Below are 25,492 nucleotides of genomic sequence, written 5' to 3'. Positions count from 1 at the left end.
TGTCTCCTATTGCATTTGAAAAAAAACTACTAAATTTAAATCAAGCTATAAGCTAAACACCTAAAATACTTGAATATGAATCAAGTATAAGTGACACAAAACGGTCAACGTCATTCAGGCATTCACATGGAATCCATTTATCATTTATAATTCATCATTTACAATTCCCAAATTCTACATTTCCAATCAACACTAACAACAATTTTCCTTTTCTTTGATGCATGAAACAATTACTAGAGCATTTTCCCTGGAAACCATCTGATACCTTGCTTTCCTTAGGTTGTGGATCTGGGTGGTGGGAGGTGAATCTCCTATTGCATCAACCTTGTCGAGAAATCATTCTAATTGACCCCAATACTCAAGTATTAAGCTTGGAAGCTGTACAAGAAAGCATTGTGTACTTTGAAAAAAAACAATCCTCATCATTTTCCACTCAGGTCCAAATTTTTCATTCTCCCATAACTGAGATTCCGATTGCCGCACAAAGCATAGATGGTATTTTCATTTTCAATGCATGGCATGAATTAGCTCCTTTAGAAGAAATTCTCCCTGTTTTAAAACGAATAGTGAAACCCGGCGGATGGATTCTATTAGAAGAGGAATTGTCGGTAGATCAGCGCCGCATCCATGAAGGCTGTGCACAAGAGCTGTATTTCCAAGAAGAAATAGACCTACAAATGGCTAGCATAGAATTCGAAATGAGTCAAAAACTAGTCAAGGAAAAGCAGACTTTTTATTTAAAATACGTGAAACGGTGAAAACATGTATTTTTTTGAGGTATAATTAAATGCTTTTCGCAAATTTGCATTCGAATTCGCTACATCAATGACCCCAACCAACGAAAGACCCTACATCATCGGAATCACCGGTGGAAGTGCCTCTGGAAAAACATTGTTTTTACAAAGGCTCATGGCCCAGTTTCCTTCCGAAGAAATCTGTCTTTTATCTCAAGATAATTATTACCGCCCCAAGCAGGATCAAACTAAAGACGAAAATGGGATTGAGAATTTTGATTTACCGGGAGCCATTGACGATGAAGCTTTTGCCAAAGATGTAGAAAAATTACGTGCTGGAGAAATTGTAACTCGGGAAGAATACACTTTCAATAACTCGAGTAAAGTACCTGATATCTTGCATTTTTATCCTCGAAAAATTTTAGTGGTAGAAGGCATTTTCGTCTTCCATTTTCCTGAAGTTGCCAAATTGCTGGACTTGAAAATATTCATTGACGCACAAAACAAAATCAAATTGAAGCGTCGTATCAAGCGTGATAACGAAGAAAGAGGTTATGATTTACAAGATGTGATGTACCGTTGGAAATACCACGTTAAACCTACTTACGAAGAATTTATTCGTCCGCACAAAAAAAGCTGCGACATTGTTATTCCTAACAACATCCATTTTGAAAAAGGATTGGAAGTGATTGTTCACTACCTCAAATCACGCATTAAGTAAATCCAGGTTATAGTGCAATCCCTTATTTTCTCTCTGGGCACGAGCATGCTTAATGATTAAATATGCCACATTAATCATGTTTCTTAATTCACACAGAGGAACCGTGATTTTAGATTGTTTGTACAATTCCTCATGCTCCAAATAGATCAATTCCAAACGATCATAGGCCCGTTTTAATCGTCGATCAGTACGAACTATTCCCACATAATTACTCATGATGGACTCCAATTCACGAGTCATCTCGGTTACCAAAACCATTTCTTCTGGATTTCTAGTCCCCTCATCATTCCAATGAGGAATACCAGCTGGAATGGTCTGTGTCCCAAATTCACCAATGGATTTTTCAAATGCACGGTGGGCATATACGATAGCTTCCAATAAGGAATTAGATGCCAAACGATTAGCGCCATGCAAACCGGTATGAGAACATTCGCCAGCGGCATACAGGTGCTCAATATTGGTTTGGCTATATTCATTCACAATGATTCCCCCACATAAATAATGTTGGCAAGGCACCACAGGAATCATTTCTTGCGACATATCTATTCCCAACTGGTCCAAGCAGTAATGGTAGATCATGGGAAAATGAGCAATAATTTCTTCTTTGGGAATATGTCGAGTATCCAGGTAAACATGATCCGTACCATTTTTCTTCATTTCTGAATCGATGGCCCTCGCTACAATATCCCGAGGAGCTAATGATAGGCGCTCATCATACTTTTCCATGAAGGTTGACCCATCCAGATTTTTCAATATCCCTCCATGCCCACGAACAGCTTCAGAAATCAAGAAATTGGGTTTTTTGCCAGGTTGATACAAAGCTGTAGGATGAAACTGAATGTATTGCATCCCTTTCACAAAACCTTTGGCACGGTAGGCCATGGCTATACCATCTCCCGTGGCAATGGTCGGATTGGTAGTCGATTGATACACTTGACCAATCCCCCCTGTGGCAAGCAAAGTCGTTTTCCCAATAAAGGTTTCAACTTTTTTGGTTTTCTTATTTAAGACATACACCCCAAAACATTTTTTGTGTGGGGTATCTTTGGTCACCTTCTCACCTAAATGATGTTGTGTAATTAGATCTACGGCAAAATAATGAGTAAAAAAATCAACAGAAGGGAATGATTTCACCTTTTCTAGCAAAGCCCTTTCAATCTCATTTCCTGTAGAATCTTTGTAATGTAAAATGCGCTTATCTGAATGTCCTCCTTCTTTCACTAAATCAAAACTTCCATCTGATCTACGATCAAAGTCTGTCCCGTATGAAATCAACTCTTTCAAGCGCTCAGGTGCTTCTTTTACCACCAATTCCACGACCTTAGGATCACTCTCAAAATCTCCTGCTACTAAGGTATCTTGTATATGTTTATCAAAAGAATCTTGTTGATCCCAAACGGCGGCAATTCCTCCTTGTGCGTATTTGGTATTGGTCTCTTCGGCAACCGTTTTGGTAATTAAGGCAATCTTGATGGAAATTTGTTTATCCTGGAAGTATTGGGCTACCTTAACTGTGTATGATAAGCCAGCGATTCCAGAACCCACCACAATAAAATCATACGTAGGCATATTCATGTCTTTCAGAGGCGCAAATTAACCAAAAGCCTATTTAAAAGAAAATATTGAATATTAATGTTAAATTTGCTTTGAATTAAACCCTTAAATAAACATTTCAAGCAAATGGAAACATCCAACAACACCTCAAAGATTGCCTTAATTGTATTGGCTGTATTAACAGCAGTACTTGGCGTCTTGTATTTCCGTTCTAACCAACTAACACAAGAACAAGCAGTCAATATTGAAGAAAAAGCCACTGAATTAGCGAATACGCGCATGAAACTGGACTCCATTTCTACTCAATTGGATGCTAAAATTGAGGAGATCAAAGCCTTAGGTGGACAAGTGAGTGATTTAGAAGCATTAAAATTACAGTTAGAACAAGATAAAAGCTCTTTGAAAAAAGCGAACCACGCTACGATTGCCTCTTACGATGCGAAAATCAAAGAATACGATTTAGTGTTGACTCAGAAAGATGCTGACATTGTTGAATTGAAAAAGCAGAATGGAATTTTGACGGAGAACAACCAAGTGTTGACTACACAAAATCAAACCTTGAATACCGAGAATTCAGGCCTAAAAACAGAAAACAAAACTTTGGTAGATACACTATCTGAAGTAACGGCTAAGAACAAGGAATTAGCTAGAAAAGTGAGCATAGCAGCAGCATTAAAAGCGCAAAGCTTACGCGTGTTATCCGTGAATAGCAAAGGAAAAGAAGCAGAGAAATCTCGTTTCAATGGTAAGAAAATTGAGAAGTTGAAAATCACGTTCAACTTGGCTAGCAACCCAATCACTAAATTAGAGAACAAAACTATTTTTGTTCGTGTATTAGATGCTGATGGCGCCATCGTTTCTGACGAAGCAGCTGGTTCTGGTAAATTCACTCAAGATGGAAAAGAAATGGTCTATACAGCTAAACAAGTAGTGACCTATTCCAACAACAACCAGGCGGTAGATGTATTCTATTCTCGTGGTGGTGTGGCTTACAAACCAGGTAAATACACGATTGAATTATACTCAGAAGGTTTTGCGATTGGAACGGGTGGATTTGAGGTGAAATAAGAAACTAGTTATTAGGTTTTAGTGATTAGAAGGAACTGCGAAAGTGGTTCCTTTTTTAATGCAGAATGTAGAATGGGAATTACAACTTCTCATATTTTCGCTCATAAAACACTAAGATGATTCCTAAAAATGGGGCATGTAGAATAAGTAAAACTCGAATCAATTTATCAATGGGGGAATAATACTTTGATTTTAATGTGATAACTATGGCGATTACAAGGGCTATCAAATAAAGAATAGAAAAGAATATTAATAGCCCTTCAAAGGGCCCTAAAAAACGGGGAAAAGATATGCTCATAAGAATAAAATATGTATGCTTGTAGGAATTAAATTCCAACAAACATGAAGTAAAAATGTCAAAACAAAAGCCTTATTAGCATCAAATTCCTTTTTGGTAAAATAGTAAACCAATGCTAATACCAAACCTGAATCCAATACTAAAAAGGGATAATAAGGATCATTGCCATAATGGGCTGCAGCAAATGATATGCTGGAAATACCAATAGATAGCATTCGACAAATTCTTTCTGAGAATTTATAAAACAAACGTTGGCATACGTTAATAATCAACCATTGAAATACCCAAGTTTCTATAAATGGTCCAACAAAGACCACCATTAGAAAGAAAGCTGAGTCCAATTTATATAAATCAAATAAACTATTTATTCGATGCTGCAGCACACGTTCAATATAAAATGCTATTGATCCTGTAATAAAAAATTGAAGAGGAAAATAATATTTGATAATAAACCAAAGTCTTGCCCCATACAATGGTTTGCTTTGGTATAACTCCACCCAATGAATTAATTTATTCTTCAACATAAAAGCCAAATCTGGCCTAAATATTGAATGATAATTTTAGAAAAGACTTGCGAAAACTCAAGAAATTAAGATTCAAAAAGAAAAGATGGACTACTTTTCTACATTCTACCTTCTACATTTAAAAGTAAATCCTAACGAAAAATTGGAACGAAGCATGAGCGAAGCAAAAGGAAATGGTAAATGATGAATTATAAAATATAAATGTTGGTAGCTCATTTAAATTCTAATCACTCATACCTATTGAGGTTAATCCAACGAAAGATGGGAACCCAGCATGAGCGAAGCGGCAGGCGGATATTTGACCTTGCGCATAGGCTATGTGCGATGGCGTCAAAGATTAAAGCCGTATGCGGAGTGGACATCGGTTCTGCGAAGCAGAATTCGTCTTTGGATTAACCGTATTTCTTCTGTTTTTTTTGTTTCTTTTTTTATGAAAAAAAAGAAAGACCATATGAATTAAATCTTCGGTAAAGCTATTTTGTAGAAGTTTGAACAATAACACTATGTTTCAGCAAATACTCGGGATTTTCTTTTTTTGGAGAAAAAAAGAAACAAAAAAACTTCTTTTTTTGTCGTTCAGCAAAGGCGAATTCTGCTTCGCTGAACCGTGATTCACTCCGCTATCACCTATACTTTTGACGCCTACGCGCATCGCCCATGCTAAGGTCAAAACCTCGTCTACCGCTACGTTCATCACCTTTCGCTCGTGCTGACCGACGGTATTTTCTAGAATAAATCACAAACTGTATTTTAAAAAATAAACTTTAATAAAAAAAACTAAGCAGCTATTCGACATGTTCTACAAGGCATGTCGAATTGTTAATTAGAATCTTCGATTCGCTTTCATCAGAGTATATGATCTTTTAGGTTACCATTGGTGGGGAATGTAGATCCTCCCGATTTGTAGTTCGACATAGCATATGTCGAACAGCGGTGAGGAAATTGTAAATGATGAATTATAAATGATAAATGGATTCCATCCCTTATTCTCCATTCTACATTAAACGGTTAATCCCAACGAAAGATTGGAACGAAGCTTGAGCGAAGCGGCAGGCGGATATTTGACCCTGCGCATAGGCCATGTGCGATGGCGTCAAAGATTAAAGCCGTAAGCGAAGAGACAATCGGTTCTGCGAAGCAGAATTCGTCTTAGGATTAACCATATTTCTACGTTTTTTTTGTTTCTTTTTTTATGAAAAAAAAGAAATACCAAATGAATTAAATCTTAGGTAAAGCTATTTTGTAAGACTCTTTCTTGTTGTTTCAAAATAACACTTCGTTACAGCTTATACTTAGGCCTTTCTTTTTTTGAAAAAAAAGAAACAAAAAAACTTCTTTTTTTGTCGTTCAGCAAAGGCGGCAAGGAAATGGTAAATGGTGAATTATAAATGATAAATGGATTCCATTCTTCATTCTACATTAAATGGTTAATCCCAAAGAAAGAGAGGAGAGGAAAGGACAACACATGAATTATAAATGATAAATGGATTCCATTCTTAATTCTACATTCTTCACTCCTCATTCTACATTATTTTCACTTCCCAAACAGCTTATTAAAGCTTCGGTTATACAACAAACTAGCACCAATGGTTTGGTTAATTTGGTAGGAGTTTAAAGAGCCTAGTAGGGTGGTTTGCACGTTACGATTATAGGTTTTCAAGCGAAGAGACCCATCTCTTTTTACAAAATATTCCAAGGCCCAGTCGCCTAGTAAAATCAAAGGACTCGTCTGATTTCGAGCATCGGTGAAGCCCCCACTTCGGGTAATCCGTAAGCGGTCATTCATATTATATGAAGCGCGTAATTGTAAATTAGATAAGATATCTTGATTCAAATTTCCTCCTCCTAAATACACATCAATGTTCAAATCCTTATTGATTTGAGAGGCCAAATTACTCAATTGATTGGACAGCATTTCCGTGAAATTACCCACTAAACTACCCAAGGCTATACCACTTCCTCCAAAAGGTGAAACCAATTGACCAAACAATAAGACATTCGAAACTTGTCGAGTTAACTCCTGCTCATCCGTCTTAATCCGATTGGTAAAGGCTGTTACGGCACCATTCAAATGTACATCTTTCGGGTAATCCCGTATCCCAATATCAAAGGAAATATTGGGTGACAACAAGCGATTTTGCAAGTTGATGGTCACATCCACTGGATAGCGTCTTTTAAACTCGGGCAAGTTGGATTTATTAGTCGTATCCAATAAAATTGGGAACAAGGAAGCGTACTGTGTGTAAATAGCTTTGATATTAACATTGGCCTCCAAAGGATCTCCTGTCCATGAAATCTTAGAGCCACGCTGAATCGCAAATCGTTTATTGATCAAATTTTGTAAGGTGAAAGTATAGTCTCCCTGATCAATAGCATAATCCCCAATCATCCGAAACTGCCCCTTTTTATCCAAGGTCATATTGATATTTCCTGTGCCATAAATCCGCATCAAATCCCCCTTCTTCTTATCTATTTGCACCTCGCCATAAGCCTCAGGAGTGAATGCCAAATCCAAGTCTAAACTGATTCCTCCTTCCTTTAATTTGGAGGTCAATTGCTGGTTCTCTGTATTTACATCAACCTGTAAGGATTTACTAAAAAACTCATAATCTTCCTCATTATCCGTACTACTTTCTCGATCTAATGGAATGTATAATCGGGTACCTTTTTCACTTTTCAAATCGGCAGTAATCAACAAATCATGTACCGTACCACGGATAGACATGGGGCCTGATGTATAACCTGTACCATAGTAAAATGAAGTAGGATCCCGTTGCGTATTCAGCAATTTGAAACGATTTAAATTCGCTTCAATATTCATTTCAAAGGGACTTCCAATCGGAAAAATAAAGTTGGCATTCAGCTTGGCGGTATTACCTTCTGGGTCAGAAATTTTCCAATTTCGACCTATGATTTGTCGGGTCTTAAACTCAACGGTATCCGAAAATGCCATGCTGGTTTTCAGGTAATCAAAGAATAACTTAGCCTTCTGAAGCACTATTTTACCTTCAATATCAGGATCATTCAAGGTCCCTCTAACCTTCAATTTACCTGAGGCATCCCCTGCAAGTCCAGAAAATACACCTTGCGTAAACGGCTCTAAAATACTCAGATTAGTCTTATTCAGCTCTGCTGTAACATCCAATTTATTTCTCGTTTCAAAGGGTTTATAAGTACCATCTACCTCCATCACCGACTCACCCAAACGGTTTAAATGATAATTCAAATCCATTGTTTTTAAATCGGCATTATAGGTTCCTACCCCTTGTAAATTACCAATGTAAAATGTATTCAAACGCAGCGAATCCACCAATAACCATGTGTCCAAACGAGTATGCTGATACCAATCTTGGATATTGATTTCGGCATTCAATTCTCCTTGAACTTTCAAAGAAAACAAAGGCGCTAATGTCCCTAATTGAAACTTATTTGCTCGGAGTCGCAAGGTCTCCGTGGAGTCCATGGATAAACTCCCTTGCAATGCAATAGACTGCTTTTGATTCGAAATCAAAAAGTGTTCTGCATTCAATTCCTTGCCTTGAATCGATATTTTATTCTCAGGATCGACTGCCCAATCTTGTCCCAAAATACGTAAATAAGTATCTTTAAATCGAAGCGATAAACCATCTTTCTCAAAGCGCCAAACACCCCCTAAATGGGCAGAATTATCATCCCCTTGCTGCTTAAAATCCAATTCAAAATTGATTCGATCTTGGTCCCAAAGGCCATCCAATTTCAAGTTTTCTGTCGGTGTTAAAAAGTTCAAATGCTGTCTTCTAGATTGAAAAACCAAACTACTTGAAACTTCTGGCCCGCCTAAAAATTTAGAACTTTGGAAGGAGAAAATGGATTGATAAAACTTATACCCTCCTAATACCAAGGTATCCGGATATGACTCCAAACTCAGAGAAACGGATCTTCCTTTATTAACACTCCCTGAAAAAACAGTGTTTTTGGCTAAGTCGATGGTAGGAAACCAACGGGTTAAAATGGGCTTGGCATCATGGCAAATAACCGTAAAGTCGGACACATATTTGCGACTAGTTTCATGAGATTTAGCGGCATAATAAGCTGCTCTTTCACTCTCGTTTTTGGTAAAATACAAGGTGTATTCTTCCCACAACTGACCCATATCTTTTTGCAGTTGAGAAGGAACAAAATCTCCTTCAGCCTCCACCGAAATCAAATCTGAGTTTAATCGATAGCGACGTTTGGCTCCCTTCAAATCTGAACTAAAAGTCAACAAATGTATCGGTAAATCCATCTTCTTGGGAGTACCCAAAATGGCTTCAGAAAAGATGGCTTTCCCCTCTAAATCGTCCAAATCATTCATGGCGATGTTAACCTGAAAATCACTCACCAGTTGCATAGGTGTATCCGTAATCTTCAACCTTCCCAAATCCACATGGTCTATACGACCTTCCAAATTATAGATGGGTTTTTCCTGTCTCAAATTAATTTCACCAGACATTTGAGCCAACAAATTACTATCCTTAACAGAGACCAAGCCTTTGAATAATTGGCGCTGCAAATTACCTTTCAAACTTACCCGACGATACGCATATCGTTTAATATTGATCTCGGATACTTGACCATCAAAATCTACTTTGGCTGAATTACTTGAAAAGCCAGACCCTTTCACTTGAGCTTCTAGGTCAACTGTTCCTAAATACTCCTCTAAACTGAATAATTTACCTAACTTAAATTTCTTCAATTTCAACTTCCCTTGGTACTTAGAAAAAGCCATGGAATCACTCAAATTCATCATCACATCTCCCTCCATATACCCTAAACCCGTGTTTAATTTACCTGAAGTACTGAAGTCCTTATTGGTTCCGGAGAACTTCCCACCAAAGGAAACGGGGCCCAATATATTCATTTTTTCAACAGCTGATTTCGACAAAAAGACTTGTAAATCTTGCGGATGAAACAGGGAATTCACCATGTCAAAATCCATCACAGTTTTGTCTATCTCAGGTAATCCTTTAAAACTAAAATCCCCTCGCAGTACACTTTTACTACCAAAGGCCATCTCAAAATTCTTCAGATTTAAGCGGGCAACAGGGCCCTCTAAATTACCTTTCAACTTATACATACCTTTGTATTGGTACATATCCGATACAAACCTTCCTAGATCCTCTCCTCTAATTTGACTGTTGTCAAAATAGGCTTTCATCCTCACTTTCTTATTCCAAAACTTAAAATCTTTGGTACTTGTATAATCGAAAACAATCTGGTTTTTGATCTGAGAATCATTGAAAAATAGATTCAGTTGATCGAAACGCATTTGCTTATCAGCATACATGAATTTGGTATCCAAGGCCTTGATATTCAAACCAGTCATAGGATCCAATGCTTTAAGCCCAATGGTTTGTAAACCCAATGTATCCCCTTGCACATAAAAGTCTTTGACCTTGGCATTAATGTGGGTAAAAATGAGGTGGTTCAGGTCAAAATGCCTCGCTGTAGCTTCACTCTTAATTTGTTGATCATCCAACATAAAAGAGCCATCCACGACTTCGGCATCTAAAATTTCAAATTTAGAACTTGGACCTGCCACACTAGGGCCAGGATTCAGCCAGTGATCGATGCGCAGAATAAATTCATCTAAATTCATTTTTCCTGATTTTTTTTCAAAAATCAGATGAACTTTAGGTTGATATAAGCGGGCATAATCAAGGTGAGGATTGCTTCCTTTGAACAATAAATCGGACAAATTAAAATTGACATCCAATCGTTCGATATAGACCATTTCCTTTCCCCAAGGGTCTTTGACCCGTAAACCCCAGAAACTTATTTCATCAAAAAACTTCAGTTGGATAGCCCGAACGGTGAGTGGATAGCCAATGGCTTTCTCGATTTTGGGCGCAAAATACTGGGCTAAAAGGGTTTGATTGGAAGGTACTCGAAGCAAAAGGACTGTTACAAAAAACAACAAAAAAATCCCCACCAAACCGTAAAGAATGGATTTAGCGAAGATTTTGGTTGCTTTAATCATATTTTCTTTTTCAGAAAAACCAACGATTACGGCATATTTTGCCTTATTTTTGCAGAGTTTTTATCCGATATGAATCTACTGGCTATTGAATCTTCTTGTGACGAAACCTCCGCTGCCATTATGGTAAACGGTGAACTTCGGTCGAACATTGTATCTACTCAACTGATCCATACACAATGGGGAGGAGTAGTTCCAGAATTAGCCAGCAGAGCTCATCAAAAATCCATCATCCCTGTCGTTCACGAAGCACTGCAAAAAGCAAATATAAACAAAAATGAACTGAATGCCATTGCCTTTACGCGTGGCCCTGGTTTATTGGGAGCACTATTAATTGGCACCTCCTTTGCCAAGGCTTTGGCATTAAGTTTAGATATACCGCTCATTGAGGTAAACCATATGGAAGCCCATGTTTTGGCTCACTTTATTGAAGACCCAAAACCTAGCTTTCCTTTCCTTTGTTTAACAGTCAGCGGGGGACATACTCAACTGGTTTGGGTGAAGAGTCCATTGGAGATGGAGGTCATTGGGGAGACACAAGATGATGCCGTGGGAGAGGCATTTGATAAAACGGCCAAACTCATAGGACTTCCCTATCCGGGCGGCCCTATGATTGACAAATTAGCGAAAGAAGGTAATCCTAATCGTTTCCCTTTTCCTTTAAGTGAAATGCCCGGTTTAGACTTTTCATTTTCTGGAATCAAGACAGCCATTTTATATTTTTTACAAAAAGAGCAGAAGAATAATTCACAGTTTATCGAGGAAAACAAAGCAGACATTTGTGCTTCTGTACAAAAGACTTTGATCGACATGTTGCTCCGCAAAGTGAAAAAGGCGATGAAAGAAAAGAACTGTCAACAGATTGCTATTGCTGGGGGTGTTGCTGCCAATTCTGGGCTTAGAAATGGAATTCAAGAGTTAGGTGCTCAACAAAACTGGGATGTCTTTATCCCCGCGTTTTCCTACTGTACAGACAATGCTGGGATGATTGCTATGGCTGGCCACTTCAAAGCAGAAGCTGGTATTTTCTGTGGCCAAGACGTAAGTCCCCTGCCGAGAATGGCAATGAAATAAATGGTGAATGGTGAATTGTAAATGGTGAATATTTGAATTTCTTCCATTCACCATTTACAATTCATCATTTACCATTAGAAATGATTTCCTTCATGCTATTCCAAAACGCCAATTTCAATGGTTTTTCAGAGTCTTTTAGACTGGAAATATATCGAGGAAAGTAATAGATGGCTTTGTTGCTAATTTGACTGATTTTACCTTCTGGTAATTGTTCTTTCCATGATGGAATTTGATCTCCTAGGAATACATAGATTTGAGCTTGAGTGCCTTCAACAAATTCAGTTAAAGAAAAAGAATCCATAGGTTCCAAGACCTGCCAATCTGTAGGCTGAAGAGAAACCGGAGCTGCCGAAAACACCAATTGCAATCGCTCTTTCTCTGTAGGATTAATCTTTCCTACAACGACCAAACGACAATTGACTATAGGTAGGACATTTGAATCTTGAGGAACGCTAGGTTCCATTGACTTCACCTCTTCAACCAGGCTGGCTTGTAAACCTGGACCTGAAGGGATACTCGGTTTTTCCTGAACAGGGATATTGATTTTTTCTTCAACAATAGCTGCCATGGGCGCTTCCAAAGCAGGTGCTGAGGCCTCTGTAGGCGTAAAAGTAGCTTCGGATGGAATGTTAGGGCGATCTGCTGGAATCCAGTAAATCTCATCGAATTTATACAATTCTGCCAAATCCATTCGATCCGAAGCCATCATCTTTCTATGCCAATGACCCTCTCAAAACACAGGCCTCACGATCTGGGCCGGTTGAAATGAAGTTGATCGGTAAATTTAAATGCTTCTCTAAAAAGGCAATATAATTAGTCAATTCAGCAGGTAATTCATTAAAATCACGCATTCCCTCTAAACTGCAATGCCATCCTGGTAGACTCGCATAAATTGGTTTTACTTTAATATCCGTAATCTCAAATGGAATTTGATCCGTCACGGTGCCATCAGGCATTTCATAGGCCGTACATATTTGAATCTCTTCAAAGATATTCAAGACATCAGCTTTCATCATAATCAATTGAGTCACTCCATTGATCATCATAGCATATTTTAAAGCAGGTAAATCAATCCAACCACAACGACGAGGACGACCCGTAGTTGAACCAAACTCACGACCTTCTTGACGCATCGCCTCACCCACTTCATCTTCCAATTCTGTAGGGAAAGGACCTGAACCTACACGAGTAGCATAGGCCTTGAAAATACCGAATACTTCTCCTATGTTTTTAGGTGCAACACCTAAACCCGTACAAGCACCTGCTGAAATAGTATTGGAAGAAGTTACGAATGGATAAGAACCAAAGTCCACATCCAACAAGGATCCTTGCGCTCCTTCAGCCAAAATCGTCTTTCCTAAATTAATGGCATTGTTCACTGAATACTCAGAATCCACCAAGGCAAATTGCTTCATGAATTCTACTGCTTCAAAAAAGGCAGCTTCCGCTTCCGTCAAATCGTATTCGTATTTATAAACATCCAAAATCGCTTTATGGCGATCCACAAGCGTTTTGTATTTTTCTGGAAAATTAGGTGAAATCATATCTCCGACACGTAAACCCTGACGAGATATTTTATCCGTATAAGTTGGTCCAATTCCTTTCAAAGTAGAACCAATTTTTTCCTTTCCTTTGGCTAACTCATAGGCTGCATCTAACAAACGGTGCGTAGGCAAAATGATGGATGCTTTCTTAGAAATTTCTAAGTTTTTCTGCAAATCCAAGTTAAAGTGTGCTAAGCCTTCTATTTCTTTCTTAAAAATAATAGGGTCTAACACCACACCATTTCCAATGATATTCTGTACTTCCTGACGGAAAATACCTGATGGAATCTGATGCAACACATGCTTAAAACCATCAAATTCCAAAGTATGACCTGCATTAGGTCCTCCTTGAAATCTTGCCACAACCTGATAACGAGGTGCTAATACGTCTACAATTTTCCCCTTTCCTTCATCACCCCACTGTAAGCCTAATAATACATCAACTGCCATAAAAACTATTGTTAAATTCTTTTATTCTTGGGACCTCGCTTGGAAATTAGCTCGGTGTTCACAATTCTTGTTGGTACATGATCCGTAGAAAATCAAAGAATGATGCATGACATTAAAATGCAACATTTCTCCCACTAAACTTTGGATGGTTTGAACGCGTGGATCACAGAATTCTGTCACCTTATGACAATCTGTACAAATTAGATGATCATGCTGTCTACGTCCATAAGACTTCTCAAACTGCGCTTGATTACGTCCAAACTGGTGTTTTACCACCAAATCACATTCTACCAAGACGTCTAAGGTATTATAAACTGTAGCCCTCGAAACTTGGTATTTCTTGTTTTTCATGGAGATATATAACTCCTCCACATCAAAATGGTCGTCGCGTAAATAGATTTCCTCCAAGATAGCAAATCGCTCGGGTGTCTTGCGCAGACCCTTGTTTTCCAAGTAGGCTGTGAAAATTTTCTTAACCGAATCGAACTTATCTATTTCTGTGGACATTTAGCGAAAAAAACGACGTAAAATAAGCTATAAAAACTGAAAAAAGCTATTATTCTTCTCTTGCAACCTCAATTACTCCCGCCACTCGTTCCAATTCCCCTACTAGGGCAACCAAGTGGTCAGTATCTTGTATCATGAGTGAAATTCGACCTTCAAATAGTCCATCTTTCACTCCAATATTCAATGCAGTAATGTTCACTTTCAATTCATCCGAAATTACCCGAGTCACGTCATTTACCAAACCTACTCGATCAATACCTCGGATGACCAAATCCACCACAAAGGACATGGCTATTTGACTAGCCCACTGTGCTTTGATAACACGATCACCATGTCGCGATAATAATTCAGGGGAGTTAGGGCAATTAGTTCGGTGAATTTTAATTCCCTCATTGATGGTTACAAAACCAAACACATCATCGCCAGAAATTGGATTACAGCACTTAGCCAAGGTATAGTCAACCTTATCCATATCTTCCCCAATCAACAATATATCAGCATCCTTACGGTCATGCTGTACACGTTTCATCTCCTTGGTAAAACTCTTATTGTCGACAATAGGAACCTGAATGGCCTTTTCAGCCTGTTTCCGCTCGTGCATCTCTTTGTCGGACTTCCAATGTTTCAGTTGTTCGATCGCAACATAGCCTTTCCCAAAACGATAGAAAAGATCATTGGCATCCTTAGCATTGTAATAAGCTCTTAGCTGATTGGTAATCTCCAAGGTCAAACTTGGATATCCCAAAATCTTCAACCGGTGTTCTATCATATCACGCCCTTTGATGACGTGCGACTTATTCTCCTCTTTAATGAAATCCTTAATCCTTGCTTTCGCCTTGGTGGTAGTAACGATACGCAACCAATCTTCTGATGGTTTTTGCTTGGAAGAAGTTAAGATTTCAATTTGATCACCATTACTCAGCTTGTGAGATAAAGGCACTAATTTCCCTCCAACCTTAGCCCCGATACACTTGGCTCCTACTTCTGAGTGGATTTCAAAGGCAAAATCCAATGCAGTAGAACCCACCTGTAAGACTACTAATTTACCTTTGGGAGTAAATACAAATACTTCCTCATGATACAAGGAGTTTTTAATATCATCCACCAATTCCACGGCCGACTGGCTCTTATCATTGGTTTCAAGAGCTTCACGAACTTGACTTAACCAAGATTCAAATGCTTGACTAGTGCGCGTATCCGTTCCTTTGTATTTAAAGTGAGCTGCAACCCCTTTTTCCGCTATCTCATCCATCCGTTTGGTCCGAATCTGCACTTCTACCCAACGTCCCTCTTTATCGTTGCCATAAGGCAAACTCATCACGGTAGTATGCAGTGACTCATATCCATTGGATTTAGGAGTTGAGACCCAGTCTTTTAGCCTACTTGGGTTAGGACGATAATGATCCGTCACAATGGAATAGACTTCCCAACAATCTGCTTTTTCTCTTTCTAAAGGCACATCAATCACCACCCTCACGGCAAATAAATCGTAAATTTTATCAAATGGAGTATTGCTACTTTTGATCTTGTTGTAAATCGAGTAAATCGACTTAGGTCTACCTTTGATTGTATAATTCAGATGCAATTCATCCAGCGATTTTTTAATTGGGCGAATGAAATGGTCGACAAAACTTTCACGGTTACGTTTGTTTTCTGTCAACTTATTGGCTATCTCCTTAAATGCCTCAGGCTCAGTGTATTTCAAACCCAAATCCTCTAATTCTGTTTTGATCGCATTTAAACCTAAACGGTGCGCCAAAGGAGCATATAGATAAATTGTTTCTGATGCGATTTTCAATTGCTTTTCCTTAGCCATGCTGGAAAGCGTACGCATGTTGTGCAAACGGTCTGCCAGCTTGATTAAGATAACGCGAATATCATCCGATAAAGTCAGCAACATCTTACGGAAATTTTCCGCTTGTTGAGATGTTCCGTATTCAAATGTCCCTGAAATCTTGGTTAGTCCATCAATAATGGAAGCAATCTTGGGACCAAAATCTTTTTCAATATCCGCTAAGGTAGTATCTGTATCCTCCACCACATCATGCAACAAGGCAGATATAATGGAAGTAGTTCCCAGTCCAATTTCCTCAACACAAATCTGGGCCACTGCTAAAGGATGATAGATATAGGGCTCACCCGATTTTCTTCGCATCTCCTTGTGTGCCTCCGCCGAAATCAAAAATGCCTTTTTGATTTGCTTAGCATCATCATCTTTTAAAAAGGGTTTAGCTGTACGAAGCAACTTGCGGTACCTTTTTAAAATCTCTAATCGCTCTTTTTCTAAATTGATAGGCATAGCTTACTCAGCAGTAATTAGAGCCACTGCCATGGCCGATATTCCTTCTCCTCTTCCAACAAAACCCATCCCTTCTGAGGTGGTTGCTTTCAAGGTAATTTGATCCAACTCTACAGCCATCACTTGAGCCAAATTGGCCTGCATGGCGGGTATATGTGGATTTAAATGAGGTTGATCTAAAATAATGGTCACGTCAACATTTCCAAATCTCCATCCCTTTTCTCGAATCATTTCTAAAACGCGAGTCAATAAGGCAATAGAAGAAACCCCTTTCCATTGAGGATCTTTATCCGAAAAATGAAAACCGATATTTCGCAGGTTGGCGGCTCCCAATAAAGCATCACAAATGACATGACAAACTAAATCAGCATCTGAATGGCCCAATGGACCCTTAGCTGACTCGATTTCAATCCCTCCTAAAATACAAGGTCTTCCTTCCACCCAGCGATGCACATCATACCCTTGTCCTACGCGTATCTTCATGACTAATTCATTTCTTTCTTATACCATAAGGTATTCGATTTCCCATCAATAAACAAGCTTTTAGCCCAAGATTGTACTTCCGACAAGGAAACAGCTTGAATTTTTTCAGCTTCTGTATTTACCCAATTGGGGTAACCGGCATTGGCAGCCATAGCTAAATTCATCGCTCGGTTCAAGACCTCCACCTCCATGAATACCAAGCTGGCCTCCGCTTGATTCTTTACTTTTTGAAGTGCCCCTTCCACTATTCCTGATTGAACAAATTCCTGAATAACTTTTTCCAAAGCCTGATCCGCAGCTTCTATATCCACACCCTCAGTCACTTGTCCTTGTATCACCAAAATACCTGGATCAATGGAACCCATTTGATAGGCATTTAAGGAATCGAAAATGCGCTCATTTTGTACTAAATGCTCATATAAATAGGACGACTCTCCCCGACCCATTAAGTCGGCCAACATATCAATGGCATGAAAACCAGGATGATAACGTCCCACCATGGGATAGGCTTTGTAAATCCTATCAGAAGGAACTTTGGCCGTAATTTCCATATGACGATTTTCCTGTTGCACATCTTCCTGTACCAATTGACGAATAGGCTTCACTCCACCAGGAATAGGTCCAAACCACTTCTCGGCTAAGACCTTTACTTCGTCCAATTTCACTTTACCTGCCACCACCAACACGGCATTGGTAGGCACATAATGTTTATAAAAAAAGGCCTTGACATCTTCTAAAGTCGCCTCCTCAATATGTTGAATATCCGCTCCAATGGTAGCCCAGCGATAAGCATGTTTTTGATAAATCAAAGGTCTAAACTTGAGCCACAAATCACCATAAGGTTGATTCAAATAGCGTTGTTTAAATTCTTCAATGACCACTTTTCTTTGAACTTCTAGGGAATTCGGATTAAATGCCAATTGCTTCATACGATCAGATTCCAACCAAAAGGCCGTTTCCAGGTTTTGATAGGGTAAGCTGATGTAATAGTTTGTTAAATCTGGCGTGGTAAAAGCATTATTCTCCCCACCTACTCGTTGCAAAGGACTATCGTAATTTGGAATATTTTCTGAGCCTCCAAACATCAAATGCTCAAATAAATGAGCAAATCCAGTCCTTGATGGATCTTCATCTCGAGAACCTACATCGTAAATTACATCCATCACGGCCAAAGTAGTGCTGGGGTCTTCATGTACGATCACACGTAAGCCATTGTCTAAGGTAAATTCTTGAAATGAAATCATTCGGGAAGTTTAATTATAAAATAGAAACAAAAGTAAAAAATTAGGCCCAAAAACCACAGTACTTACGTATTTTTGCAATTCAACTGAGCATCTATGCGTGGAATATTTATTGTCCTTTTTTGGCTCTTGTCTTGGAGTATTTCTGGGCAAATTTTATCCGATAATCAAGCTAAAGAATGGATCTCCAATGGATTGAACCACATGTACAACCATGAGTTCAAAGAAGCTTCCGACGATTTCAATGCATTAAAAACAAAATACCCTAAACATCCTAGTGGTTATTTACTATTAGCCATGCAATGGGAAAAACAATATTTTCCACTTAAAGACCACCCGAATCAAAGTAAAGCGTATTTGGCCTATTTGGAAAGAAGTTTTGAATTGGCTGAATTGGCTTTTGAAAAAAATGAAAATGATTTAGAAGCTGTTTTCTTTTGTATTTCCTCTACGGGCTTTTTGGCCGCATATGAGGCTGATAATCAAAATTTCATGAAAGCAGTTTCATATACCCGCAAGTCGTATTCTTTCTTGAAAATAGCGCTTAAAAATACCGATAAGCAACCCGAGTTTTTGTATTCAGCGGGGATCTACAATTATTATCGAATCGTGTACCCCGAACTCCATCCTGTCATTAAACCATTAATGGTCTTTTTTGAAGATGGTAATAAAAGAGCTGGATTAAACTACTTAGATCAAAGTACTAGAAAAACCATTTTTGTAAAAAATGAAGGTCGGTTCTATTTGGGATATGTGTACAATAAATACGAGGGTACACCTGCTAAAGCACTTCCGTTGAACCAAGCTCTACTAGAAGATTTCCCAAACAATCATTTGTTTATACTTCAAAGAGCCGAATTATTGGCATTGACTAATAATTTTGAGGAAGGAGAAATCTACAATGATAAATTAGAGAAACTAAAAATCCCATATTATACTGGATCAGTCTGCGTATTTAGAGGTATGGCTGATGAGTTTGGTAAAAGAAAATTAGCCCAAGCAGAAGCCCACTATTTGAAAGCTTTACAATATCCATTTGAAGAAAGATTTACTAAAGATATCCGTGGCTTAGCTTATTTAGGTTTATGCCGGATCGCACATAAGTCGGGCCAAAGAGCCAAAGCAAAAAAATACTTACACCAAGCCAAAGAGTATATTGAATATAAAAATTCGCAGGATGAGTATCATCGCTTATCCAAACTATTGTAATTATGGAAAGTAGAGAAGCTGGAGTTGAACGTCTATATCCCAAAATCTGGGGAAGGATGTCGGCTCGTTATTATTATTTGATTCAACTTAGAAAACAGTTAGAAAGAGTCATTGAATTGTTTGTCAAAAACTCTCCGCACCAATTATTGGCCGACTATGGCTGTGGTAATAAGCCCTATGAACCATTATTTGGTCCTTTTGTAGAACAATACATAGGTTTAGATTTAGCGCTCAATACCAAAGCTGATGTGGTTGTAGATCCTAAAGGCATCATTGATATGCCTGATGAAAGCGTGGGCTTTGTGTTATCCACTCAGGTATTAGAACATGTGGAAGATCCAAAATCTTACTTGAAAGAGGCTTGCCGGATTTTACAAAAAGATGGCAAATTGATCCTTTCCACTCACGGCTATTGGATGTTCCATCCTGACCCGACCGATTTTTGGCGTTGGACATCGACAGGCTTGCAAAAAATTGTCAAAGAAGCTGGCTTTGAAATTGTTTATTTTGAAGGAATACTTGCTCGTTCTTCCATGGGGCTACAATTATTCCAAGATGGCCTATTATTTAAATTCCCGAAAGTCATCCGACCTCTCTGGTCTATGCTCTTACAACCTTTCATCATTTTCTTCGACAAAATCGCTGGAAATAAATCCAGAAGAGAAGATGCTTGTACGTTTATATTGGTAGCTAAGAAATTGTAAATGGTGAATTGTAAATGATTAATTATTGCTTTTCTGACTTTAATTAATGTAAATAAGTTCCGTTATCATACTTTGATTAAACAATTAAGTACCTTTTAAAAGTGTTTTATAAAACTAAAAACACTTTTAAATTCTATCACTTACCATTCATCATTTACCATTTCTTTCCCATTTCCACGTTCTCTCCAGCGCTACATCAAATGGCGTTTTTTCGAATGGAATGAGAGATTCTATTTTTTTGATATCTAAACAGACGTGAGGTACATCGGTTGGTTTAGCTTCTTTGTACTCGACCTGAAAACCAGGAATTAGACTTTTGATTTTATCTAAAATAGTCGATAATGAAATAGCGGAACCATAACCAATATTGATGGTATCGTTTTTGTGGCCCGACTGCCACAGTTGAAATATAGCCTTAGCAATATCCTCCGCAAAAATATAATCCTTGGTTTGTCGACCATCTCCCCAAACCGTAAATGTCTCTCCACGCAAGGCTTTACGCAAAGCAATATTGATAACACCTTGTTGATCCGAATGATGAAAATACCCAAATGGATTCGACAAGCGCAAAATCAAATAATCAATTTGGTGTATTTTAGAATAAAGCTGAATGTAATGCTCCACGGCTAACTTGATAATGCCATAGGATGAAATAGGCTTGCAAGCCTGATTTTCATTTAATGCATTCAATCCAGCATTCCCATACACCGCACCACCAGAAGAAAAATAAACCAAGAAGCGACAATCATGCTGCCTCATTACCTCCAACAATTGAATCGTAGGAGTCAAATTAGCCTCTAAATCTTCAGATACATTTTGGGTAGAAGTGGCGGGAACAATGGTACTGGCAAAATGGAATACCTGATTAAACTTTTCTTCTTGAAATAAACGATTCAATAAAACAGAATCCCCATAATCTCCTTGTACAAATTTCACGTGAGGAAACCTTGCTAAGTCGGCATGATGATGCCTCGATAAAACAGTTAATGCTACTTTGGGGCCAGCCACTTGGTTTTCGAGAAATTGAATCCAATTCAATCCTAAAAAGCCTGCTCCACCAATAAGTAATATTTTTTCCATACCTGTAAATGCCTTGCAAAAATAGAGCTAAGATTTGATTAACCTAGTCGGGAAGGCTTTAAAATAATTTCGTATTTTCGTTAATTCATTCACCTCGAACCCCATTCGATGAAGCTTCTTATTGCTCGATCCAATTACTTTTCTTATTCTGAAACCTTCATTGATGAGCAAATCAAACAGCTTCAACCACACTCGGTTCTTTATGAAGGTTGGCAGCCCAGTCGCTTGTACCAAGGTGGATCCATTTATCCCTTCCCCCTAAATCAACTGGTGGTTAGAGGTGGCCTTCGTCGACTGTTACCTGATTTATACCAAAAGATTTACACGTATTTTCTAAGAAAATACCTCAGAAATAATCAAATAGATTCATTTTTAGCTAATTACGGGCCATTGGGAACGCATATTTTCGAAGCTTGTCAGGCCGAAAAAATACCGTTTGGAATCGTCTTTTTAGGATTTGACGCCAATGAAACCAAAACCTTGGAAAATTATGGCGCTAAGTATGCTCAAGTCTTACCCAAAGCTAAGGCCATCATTGTAGTGGCATCTGCCATGAAACCTACCTTGGAAAAGATTTGTGGCCCTTTGCCCAATCTTCATGTTATCCCTTGTGGTGTTGATCTAAAACAATTTTACCCTGCAAATCAAAAGACTAAACCCGCTCCTTTTCAGCTTATTTCAGTAGCTCGATTTGCGGCTAAAAAAGGTTCTTTGCTAAGCATCAAATCCTTTGAAATCTTGTTGAAACAATTCCCAGATGCTCAATTCAATATGGTTGGAGATGGTCCCTTATGGCAAGAAGCCAAAGACTATGTTCAAGAGCATCAGTTAGAAAATAATATCCATTTTTTAGGCGCAAAATCGCCCGCTGAATATTTACCCTTATTGCAAGCTTCGGATGTATTTATCCAACATTCCATCGTCACTCCATCGGGAGATTCAGAAGGTACACCTGTGGCAATTTTAGAAGCATCAGCCACAGGTTTGGCTATCGTATCCACTCGACATGCCGGAATACCGGAGGCCGTGATAGAAGAAGTTACTGGCATATTAGTGGACGAACATGATGTAGAGGCTATGGGAAATGCCTTAATCCGCTTGGCCTCGAATCCCGAATTATGCGGACAAATGGGGATAGCCGCAAGAAAGCATATGCAGGAACATTATGAAGTAAGTAAATTAAGTCAAAGTATTAAACAGTTATTGGCCTAAAATTGAATTCGTTCAATGAAGGCAATTGTGTAAATTTGTTGATTATTCTAAAAAAATCGCATGGGGATCGTCATCCGACAAAGTTTAAAAGGCTCTATTGTTACCTATCTAGGTACGGCCATCGGGACGTTCAATGTCATTTTTCTATACAATAAATTTCTAACCCAAGCGGAAGTAGGTTTAATAGCTGGAGCATTGGTCAGTATTCCTTTGATATTTTCTTCCTTCACGCACTTTGGTATACCTCATATCGCTGTCCGCTTTTTCCCACACTTTGATAATCCAGAAAATCAACATGGTGGTTTTTTTACCTTTCTCTTACTCTCTCCTCTGGTAGGATTAGGATTATTTAGCTTGGGATATGTCGCATTAAGAGGGGTTTTTAATCAATTTTACGCCGAAAATTCCCCCTTATTACCTACCTATTTTTATTACATCATCCCATTAACAGCCAGTTTTCTATACATGAGTGTATTAGAATCCTATGCACGGGTCCATTTACGCATCGTAGTTCCAGCCATCATTCGAGAGCTTTATTTACGAATCGCTAATGCATTATTGATTGTCGCTTATGGCTGGGGCTTTTTAAATTTCCATCAATTGGTTCAAGGAATCACGGTTTCGTATATACTAGCCGTGGTAGCACTTTTGCTGTACATTAAGCAGTTAAAACGATTTTATACCAAAATGGATTTCTCCTTTTTGAGGAAGCCTATTTTCAAAGAAATGGTAGGTTATGGTGCCTGGGTAATTCTAGCAGGAGCCAGTTTCACGCTAATTCAACATGTAGAAAAAATCATGTTGCCAGCTTATGCTGGTGGATTGGGAACCACGGCTATTTTCGACATCAACTCCCGAATGGCCTTGATGATTGCCATACCCAGAAATGTAATTGCCGCTATTTCAACCCCCTTATTAGCCCAAGCTTGGAAAAGAAATGATACCAGCCAAATAGAAGATATCTACAAGAAATCGTCTTTAAACCTGCTCTTAGTGGGTTGCTTCTTGTTTCTTTTGGTATGGGTCAATCTGGACCAAATCTACCAAATCATCCCGAGAAGTGAAGTCTATGCAACTGGGCGATGGGTTGTCTTGATGGTAGGTATCAGCAAGATCATTGATATGGGAACTGGTTTAAATTCTGAAATTTTAATAAACTCAAAATTTTATCGCTACGACCTACTTTTTTACATCATTTTGGCCAGCATTGTGGTCATAGGAAACCTCATATTTATTCCACTTTACTCGTTTAATGGGGCAGCCTTTGCCAGCCTTTTGGCATTATTCATTTATAATACCATCAAATACGTCTTCATTTGGGCCAAAATGGGCTTACAACCTTTCGAAATTCGCACCCTAGGTATCTTGGTAGTAAGTGGAATTATTTACCTGTTGGTCAATCAATTACCTGAAATTGGTGGAGAAAAATGGCTCAGTTGGTTTTTAAATCTAAGTATTAAGACCATCAGTGTGAGTATCTTGTTTTTATTGGCAGCCTGGAAGCTTAATTTAAGTCCAGATATGAACCAATTGATTAAAAATTATTGGAAGAAATGAAATTAATGTCCCTGGCCGGCGGCCTTCCTCATTATTATAATTTGGTGCTGAATAAATTACAGCATGAATTTGGTGTGGAAGTAGTTGTGGTGGTTCCCTCTGGCAATGGGGCAACATTAGGTGCTGGCGTATTTGAGAGCAAAAGTGGCATAGAATTCAAGGTAATCTATGCCGAAGAGTATACTACCTACTATGGCAAAAAGTTCTTTAAAGGCTTAAAGGATTTAATCCTTCAAGAAAAACCAGATGTATTGATGGTCAATTGGCCATACCAATTATCCTATGTTTTTTATCCTTCTTGGTATCGCTTTTTGCGCCAACAAAACGTAGCACTAATTTCTAAAGAGATTCCATTTCAAGTACCCAGCTACCCTGATGCTATTGATTACTATTTACGAGGTGGAGGTATTACTGAAAATAATCAACAACATCAGAAAAGCACATCACTGCTAGCCTATGTAAAATATTGGATAGTAAGAGAAAGTAGAAAGCGCTTTGTCAACTTAGTGGATGCTCATATCAATTATTTGGATGAAGCCAAGCAAATACATGCTAGCTACGGAGTCTCGGAGGAAAAAGTCTTTGTAACCGCCAATTCACCCGATACAGATTATATAGCTCAGCAATATGCGGCCATAGAAAAAGAAGGACTACCTGAAACACAGCCCTATCGCTTATTGCATGTGGGAAGATTAGTCAAATGGAAGCAGGTCGACTTGCTCATTCAAGCAACGGTGAAGCTTAAAGCTCAATTTCCACAAACAGAATTACATATTGTAGGAGATGGTCCAGAATTATCCACGCTCAAACAATTGGTTGAAAGCCTAGATGCAAATGAGTATATTCACTTCTGGGGAGGCATTTACGACATGCAAGAATTAGGTAAAATCACCCTAGCATCGGGTATTTATGTGTTAGCTGGCATGGGAGGCTTATCCATTAATGAGGCCATGTGTTTTGGCAAACCTGTGGTATGTTCGGTGGCTGATGGCACAGAAAAAAGGTTAGTTAAAGAAGGCATCAATGGTCGATATTTTGAATCAGGGTCATTGGAAAGTCTGGAGGGAGTCATTGTTGAATTATTCCAGCATCCTGAAAAAATCACAGCCATGGGTTTAGCTTCCAAAAAGATTATTGAACAAGAAATCAACATCCATACGGTTTTAAACAATTACATGGAGGCATTTAAATTTGCCTTAAGCCATCAAAATAAGCGGTAGTATTATTATCCATTAGAC

19 protein-coding genes are annotated in these 25,492 nt (G+C 38.5%); 9 read left to right on the top strand and 10 right to left on the bottom strand.

All coding sequences use genetic code 11. The features are described 5' to 3' along the window. Window positions 1-221 precede the first annotated feature (221 nt). Window positions 222-758 (top strand): class I SAM-dependent methyltransferase, encoded by a 537-nt coding sequence (locus EWU22_RS05225; protein ID WP_130924680.1) that lies wholly within the window; start codon window positions 222-224, stop codon window positions 756-758. Window positions 759-825: 67 nt separating this feature from the next. Beyond that, complete coding sequence (udk, locus tag EWU22_RS05220) at window positions 826-1,455, top strand: uridine kinase (protein ID WP_130924679.1); 630 nt, start codon at window positions 826-828, stop codon at window positions 1,453-1,455. On the opposite strand, the gene nadB is transcribed toward udk, so the two are convergent. After that, a complete protein-coding gene (gene nadB / locus EWU22_RS05215) occupies window positions 1,441-3,024 on the bottom strand; it encodes an L-aspartate oxidase (protein WP_130924693.1) in 1,584 nt (527 codons plus the stop codon). The genes udk and nadB overlap by 15 nt on opposite strands. A 111-nt stretch (window positions 3,025-3,135) precedes the next feature. Here nadB and EWU22_RS05210 point away from each other — a divergent pair, with 111 nt between their 5' ends. After that, window positions 3,136-4,077, top strand: a complete 942-nt coding sequence (locus EWU22_RS05210; RefSeq protein ID WP_130924678.1) for a hypothetical protein — start codon at window positions 3,136-3,138, stop codon at window positions 4,075-4,077. A gap of 294 nt (window positions 4,078-4,371) precedes the next feature. Here the strand turns inward: EWU22_RS05210 and EWU22_RS05205 are convergent, their stop codons facing one another. Together EWU22_RS05205 and EWU22_RS05200 are read right to left on the bottom strand one after the other, a co-directional pair. Further along, on the bottom strand, window positions 4,372-4,899 hold the full coding sequence (locus tag EWU22_RS05205; protein WP_130924677.1) for a CPBP family intramembrane glutamic endopeptidase: 528 nt from the start codon (window positions 4,897-4,899) through the stop codon (window positions 4,372-4,374). 1,534 nt (window positions 4,900-6,433) lie between these two features. Next, a complete protein-coding gene (locus tag EWU22_RS05200; RefSeq protein WP_130924676.1) occupies window positions 6,434-10,897 on the bottom strand; it encodes a translocation/assembly module TamB domain-containing protein in 4,464 nt (1,487 codons plus the stop codon). A 69-nt stretch (window positions 10,898-10,966) separates the two neighbouring features. Between EWU22_RS05200 and tsaD the strand changes: the two genes are divergently transcribed. Continuing rightward, window positions 10,967-11,968, top strand: a complete 1,002-nt coding sequence (gene tsaD / locus EWU22_RS05195) for a tRNA (adenosine(37)-N6)-threonylcarbamoyltransferase complex transferase subunit TsaD (RefSeq protein WP_130924675.1) — start codon at window positions 10,967-10,969, stop codon at window positions 11,966-11,968. Window positions 11,969-12,032: 64 nt separating this feature from the next. Here the strand turns inward: tsaD and EWU22_RS05190 are convergent, their stop codons facing one another. Genes EWU22_RS05190 through EWU22_RS05165 form a run of 6 tightly spaced genes read right to left on the bottom strand, consistent with a single transcriptional unit; the run spans window position 12,033 to window position 18,495 of the window. After that, the gene (locus EWU22_RS05190; protein WP_130924674.1) at window positions 12,033-12,677 is read right to left on the bottom strand and encodes a hypothetical protein; all 645 of its coding nucleotides are present in this window, start codon (window positions 12,675-12,677) and stop codon (window positions 12,033-12,035) included. 4 nt (window positions 12,678-12,681) lie between these two features. Next, entirely contained in the window at window positions 12,682-13,962 is a 1,281-nt protein-coding gene (locus EWU22_RS05185) for an adenylosuccinate synthase (protein ID WP_130924673.1), read from the bottom strand. Window positions 13,963-13,983: 21 nt separating this feature from the next. Then, window positions 13,984-14,469, bottom strand: a complete 486-nt coding sequence (locus EWU22_RS05180) for a Fur family transcriptional regulator (RefSeq protein ID WP_109322291.1) — start codon at window positions 14,467-14,469, stop codon at window positions 13,984-13,986. A gap of 49 nt (window positions 14,470-14,518) precedes the next feature. Beyond that, the gene (locus EWU22_RS05175; protein ID WP_109322290.1) at window positions 14,519-16,768 is read right to left on the bottom strand and encodes a RelA/SpoT family protein; all 2,250 of its coding nucleotides are present in this window, start codon (window positions 16,766-16,768) and stop codon (window positions 14,519-14,521) included. A 3-nt stretch (window positions 16,769-16,771) separates the two neighbouring features. Then, entirely contained in the window at window positions 16,772-17,251 is a 480-nt protein-coding gene (gene ispF / locus EWU22_RS05170) for a 2-C-methyl-D-erythritol 2,4-cyclodiphosphate synthase (RefSeq protein WP_130924672.1), read from the bottom strand. 2 nt (window positions 17,252-17,253) lie between these two features. Continuing rightward, window positions 17,254-18,495 carry a M16 family metallopeptidase gene (locus tag EWU22_RS05165; protein ID WP_130924671.1) on the bottom strand — a complete coding sequence of 414 codons (1,242 nt, stop codon included), beginning with the start codon at window positions 18,493-18,495 and terminating at the stop codon, window positions 17,254-17,256. A 93-nt stretch (window positions 18,496-18,588) separates the two neighbouring features. On the opposite strand from EWU22_RS05165, the gene EWU22_RS05160 reads away from it, so the two are divergent. Both EWU22_RS05160 and EWU22_RS05155 read left to right on the top strand, forming a co-directional pair. Beyond that, window positions 18,589-19,701, top strand: a complete 1,113-nt coding sequence (locus EWU22_RS05160) for a hypothetical protein (RefSeq protein ID WP_130924670.1) — start codon at window positions 18,589-18,591, stop codon at window positions 19,699-19,701. A gap of 2 nt (window positions 19,702-19,703) precedes the next feature. Then, window positions 19,704-20,405 (top strand): class I SAM-dependent methyltransferase, encoded by a 702-nt coding sequence (locus tag EWU22_RS05155; protein WP_130924669.1) that lies wholly within the window; start codon window positions 19,704-19,706, stop codon window positions 20,403-20,405. A gap of 150 nt (window positions 20,406-20,555) precedes the next feature. Here EWU22_RS05155 and EWU22_RS05150 read toward each other — a convergent pair whose 3' ends face one another. Continuing rightward, entirely contained in the window at window positions 20,556-21,485 is a 930-nt protein-coding gene (locus EWU22_RS05150) for an NAD-dependent epimerase/dehydratase family protein (protein WP_130924668.1), read from the bottom strand. Window positions 21,486-21,593: 108 nt separating this feature from the next. Here EWU22_RS05150 and EWU22_RS05145 point away from each other — a divergent pair, with 108 nt between their 5' ends. The 3 genes from EWU22_RS05145 to EWU22_RS05135 are packed head-to-tail and all read left to right on the top strand — an operon-like array spanning window position 21,594 to window position 25,474. Further along, window positions 21,594-22,697: a glycosyltransferase gene (locus EWU22_RS05145; RefSeq protein ID WP_130924667.1), complete on the top strand. Its 1,104-nt coding sequence runs from the start codon at window positions 21,594-21,596 to the stop codon at window positions 22,695-22,697. Window positions 22,698-22,757: 60 nt separating this feature from the next. Continuing rightward, on the top strand, window positions 22,758-24,254 hold the full coding sequence (locus tag EWU22_RS05140) for a polysaccharide biosynthesis C-terminal domain-containing protein (protein ID WP_130924666.1): 1,497 nt from the start codon (window positions 22,758-22,760) through the stop codon (window positions 24,252-24,254). Continuing rightward, on the top strand, window positions 24,251-25,474 hold the full coding sequence (locus EWU22_RS05135) for a glycosyltransferase family 4 protein (RefSeq protein WP_130924665.1): 1,224 nt from the start codon (window positions 24,251-24,253) through the stop codon (window positions 25,472-25,474). Before EWU22_RS05140 ends, EWU22_RS05135 begins: the two co-directional genes overlap by 4 nt. The last annotated feature ends 18 nt before the right edge of the window (window positions 25,475-25,492 follow it).

The sequence above is a fragment of the Aquirufa nivalisilvae genome (assembly GCF_004307455.1).
In the GTDB taxonomy this organism is placed as follows: Bacteria; Bacteroidota; Bacteroidia; order Cytophagales; family Spirosomataceae; genus Aquirufa; species Aquirufa nivalisilvae.
This window is presented reverse-complemented; position numbering and strand designations above follow the sequence as displayed.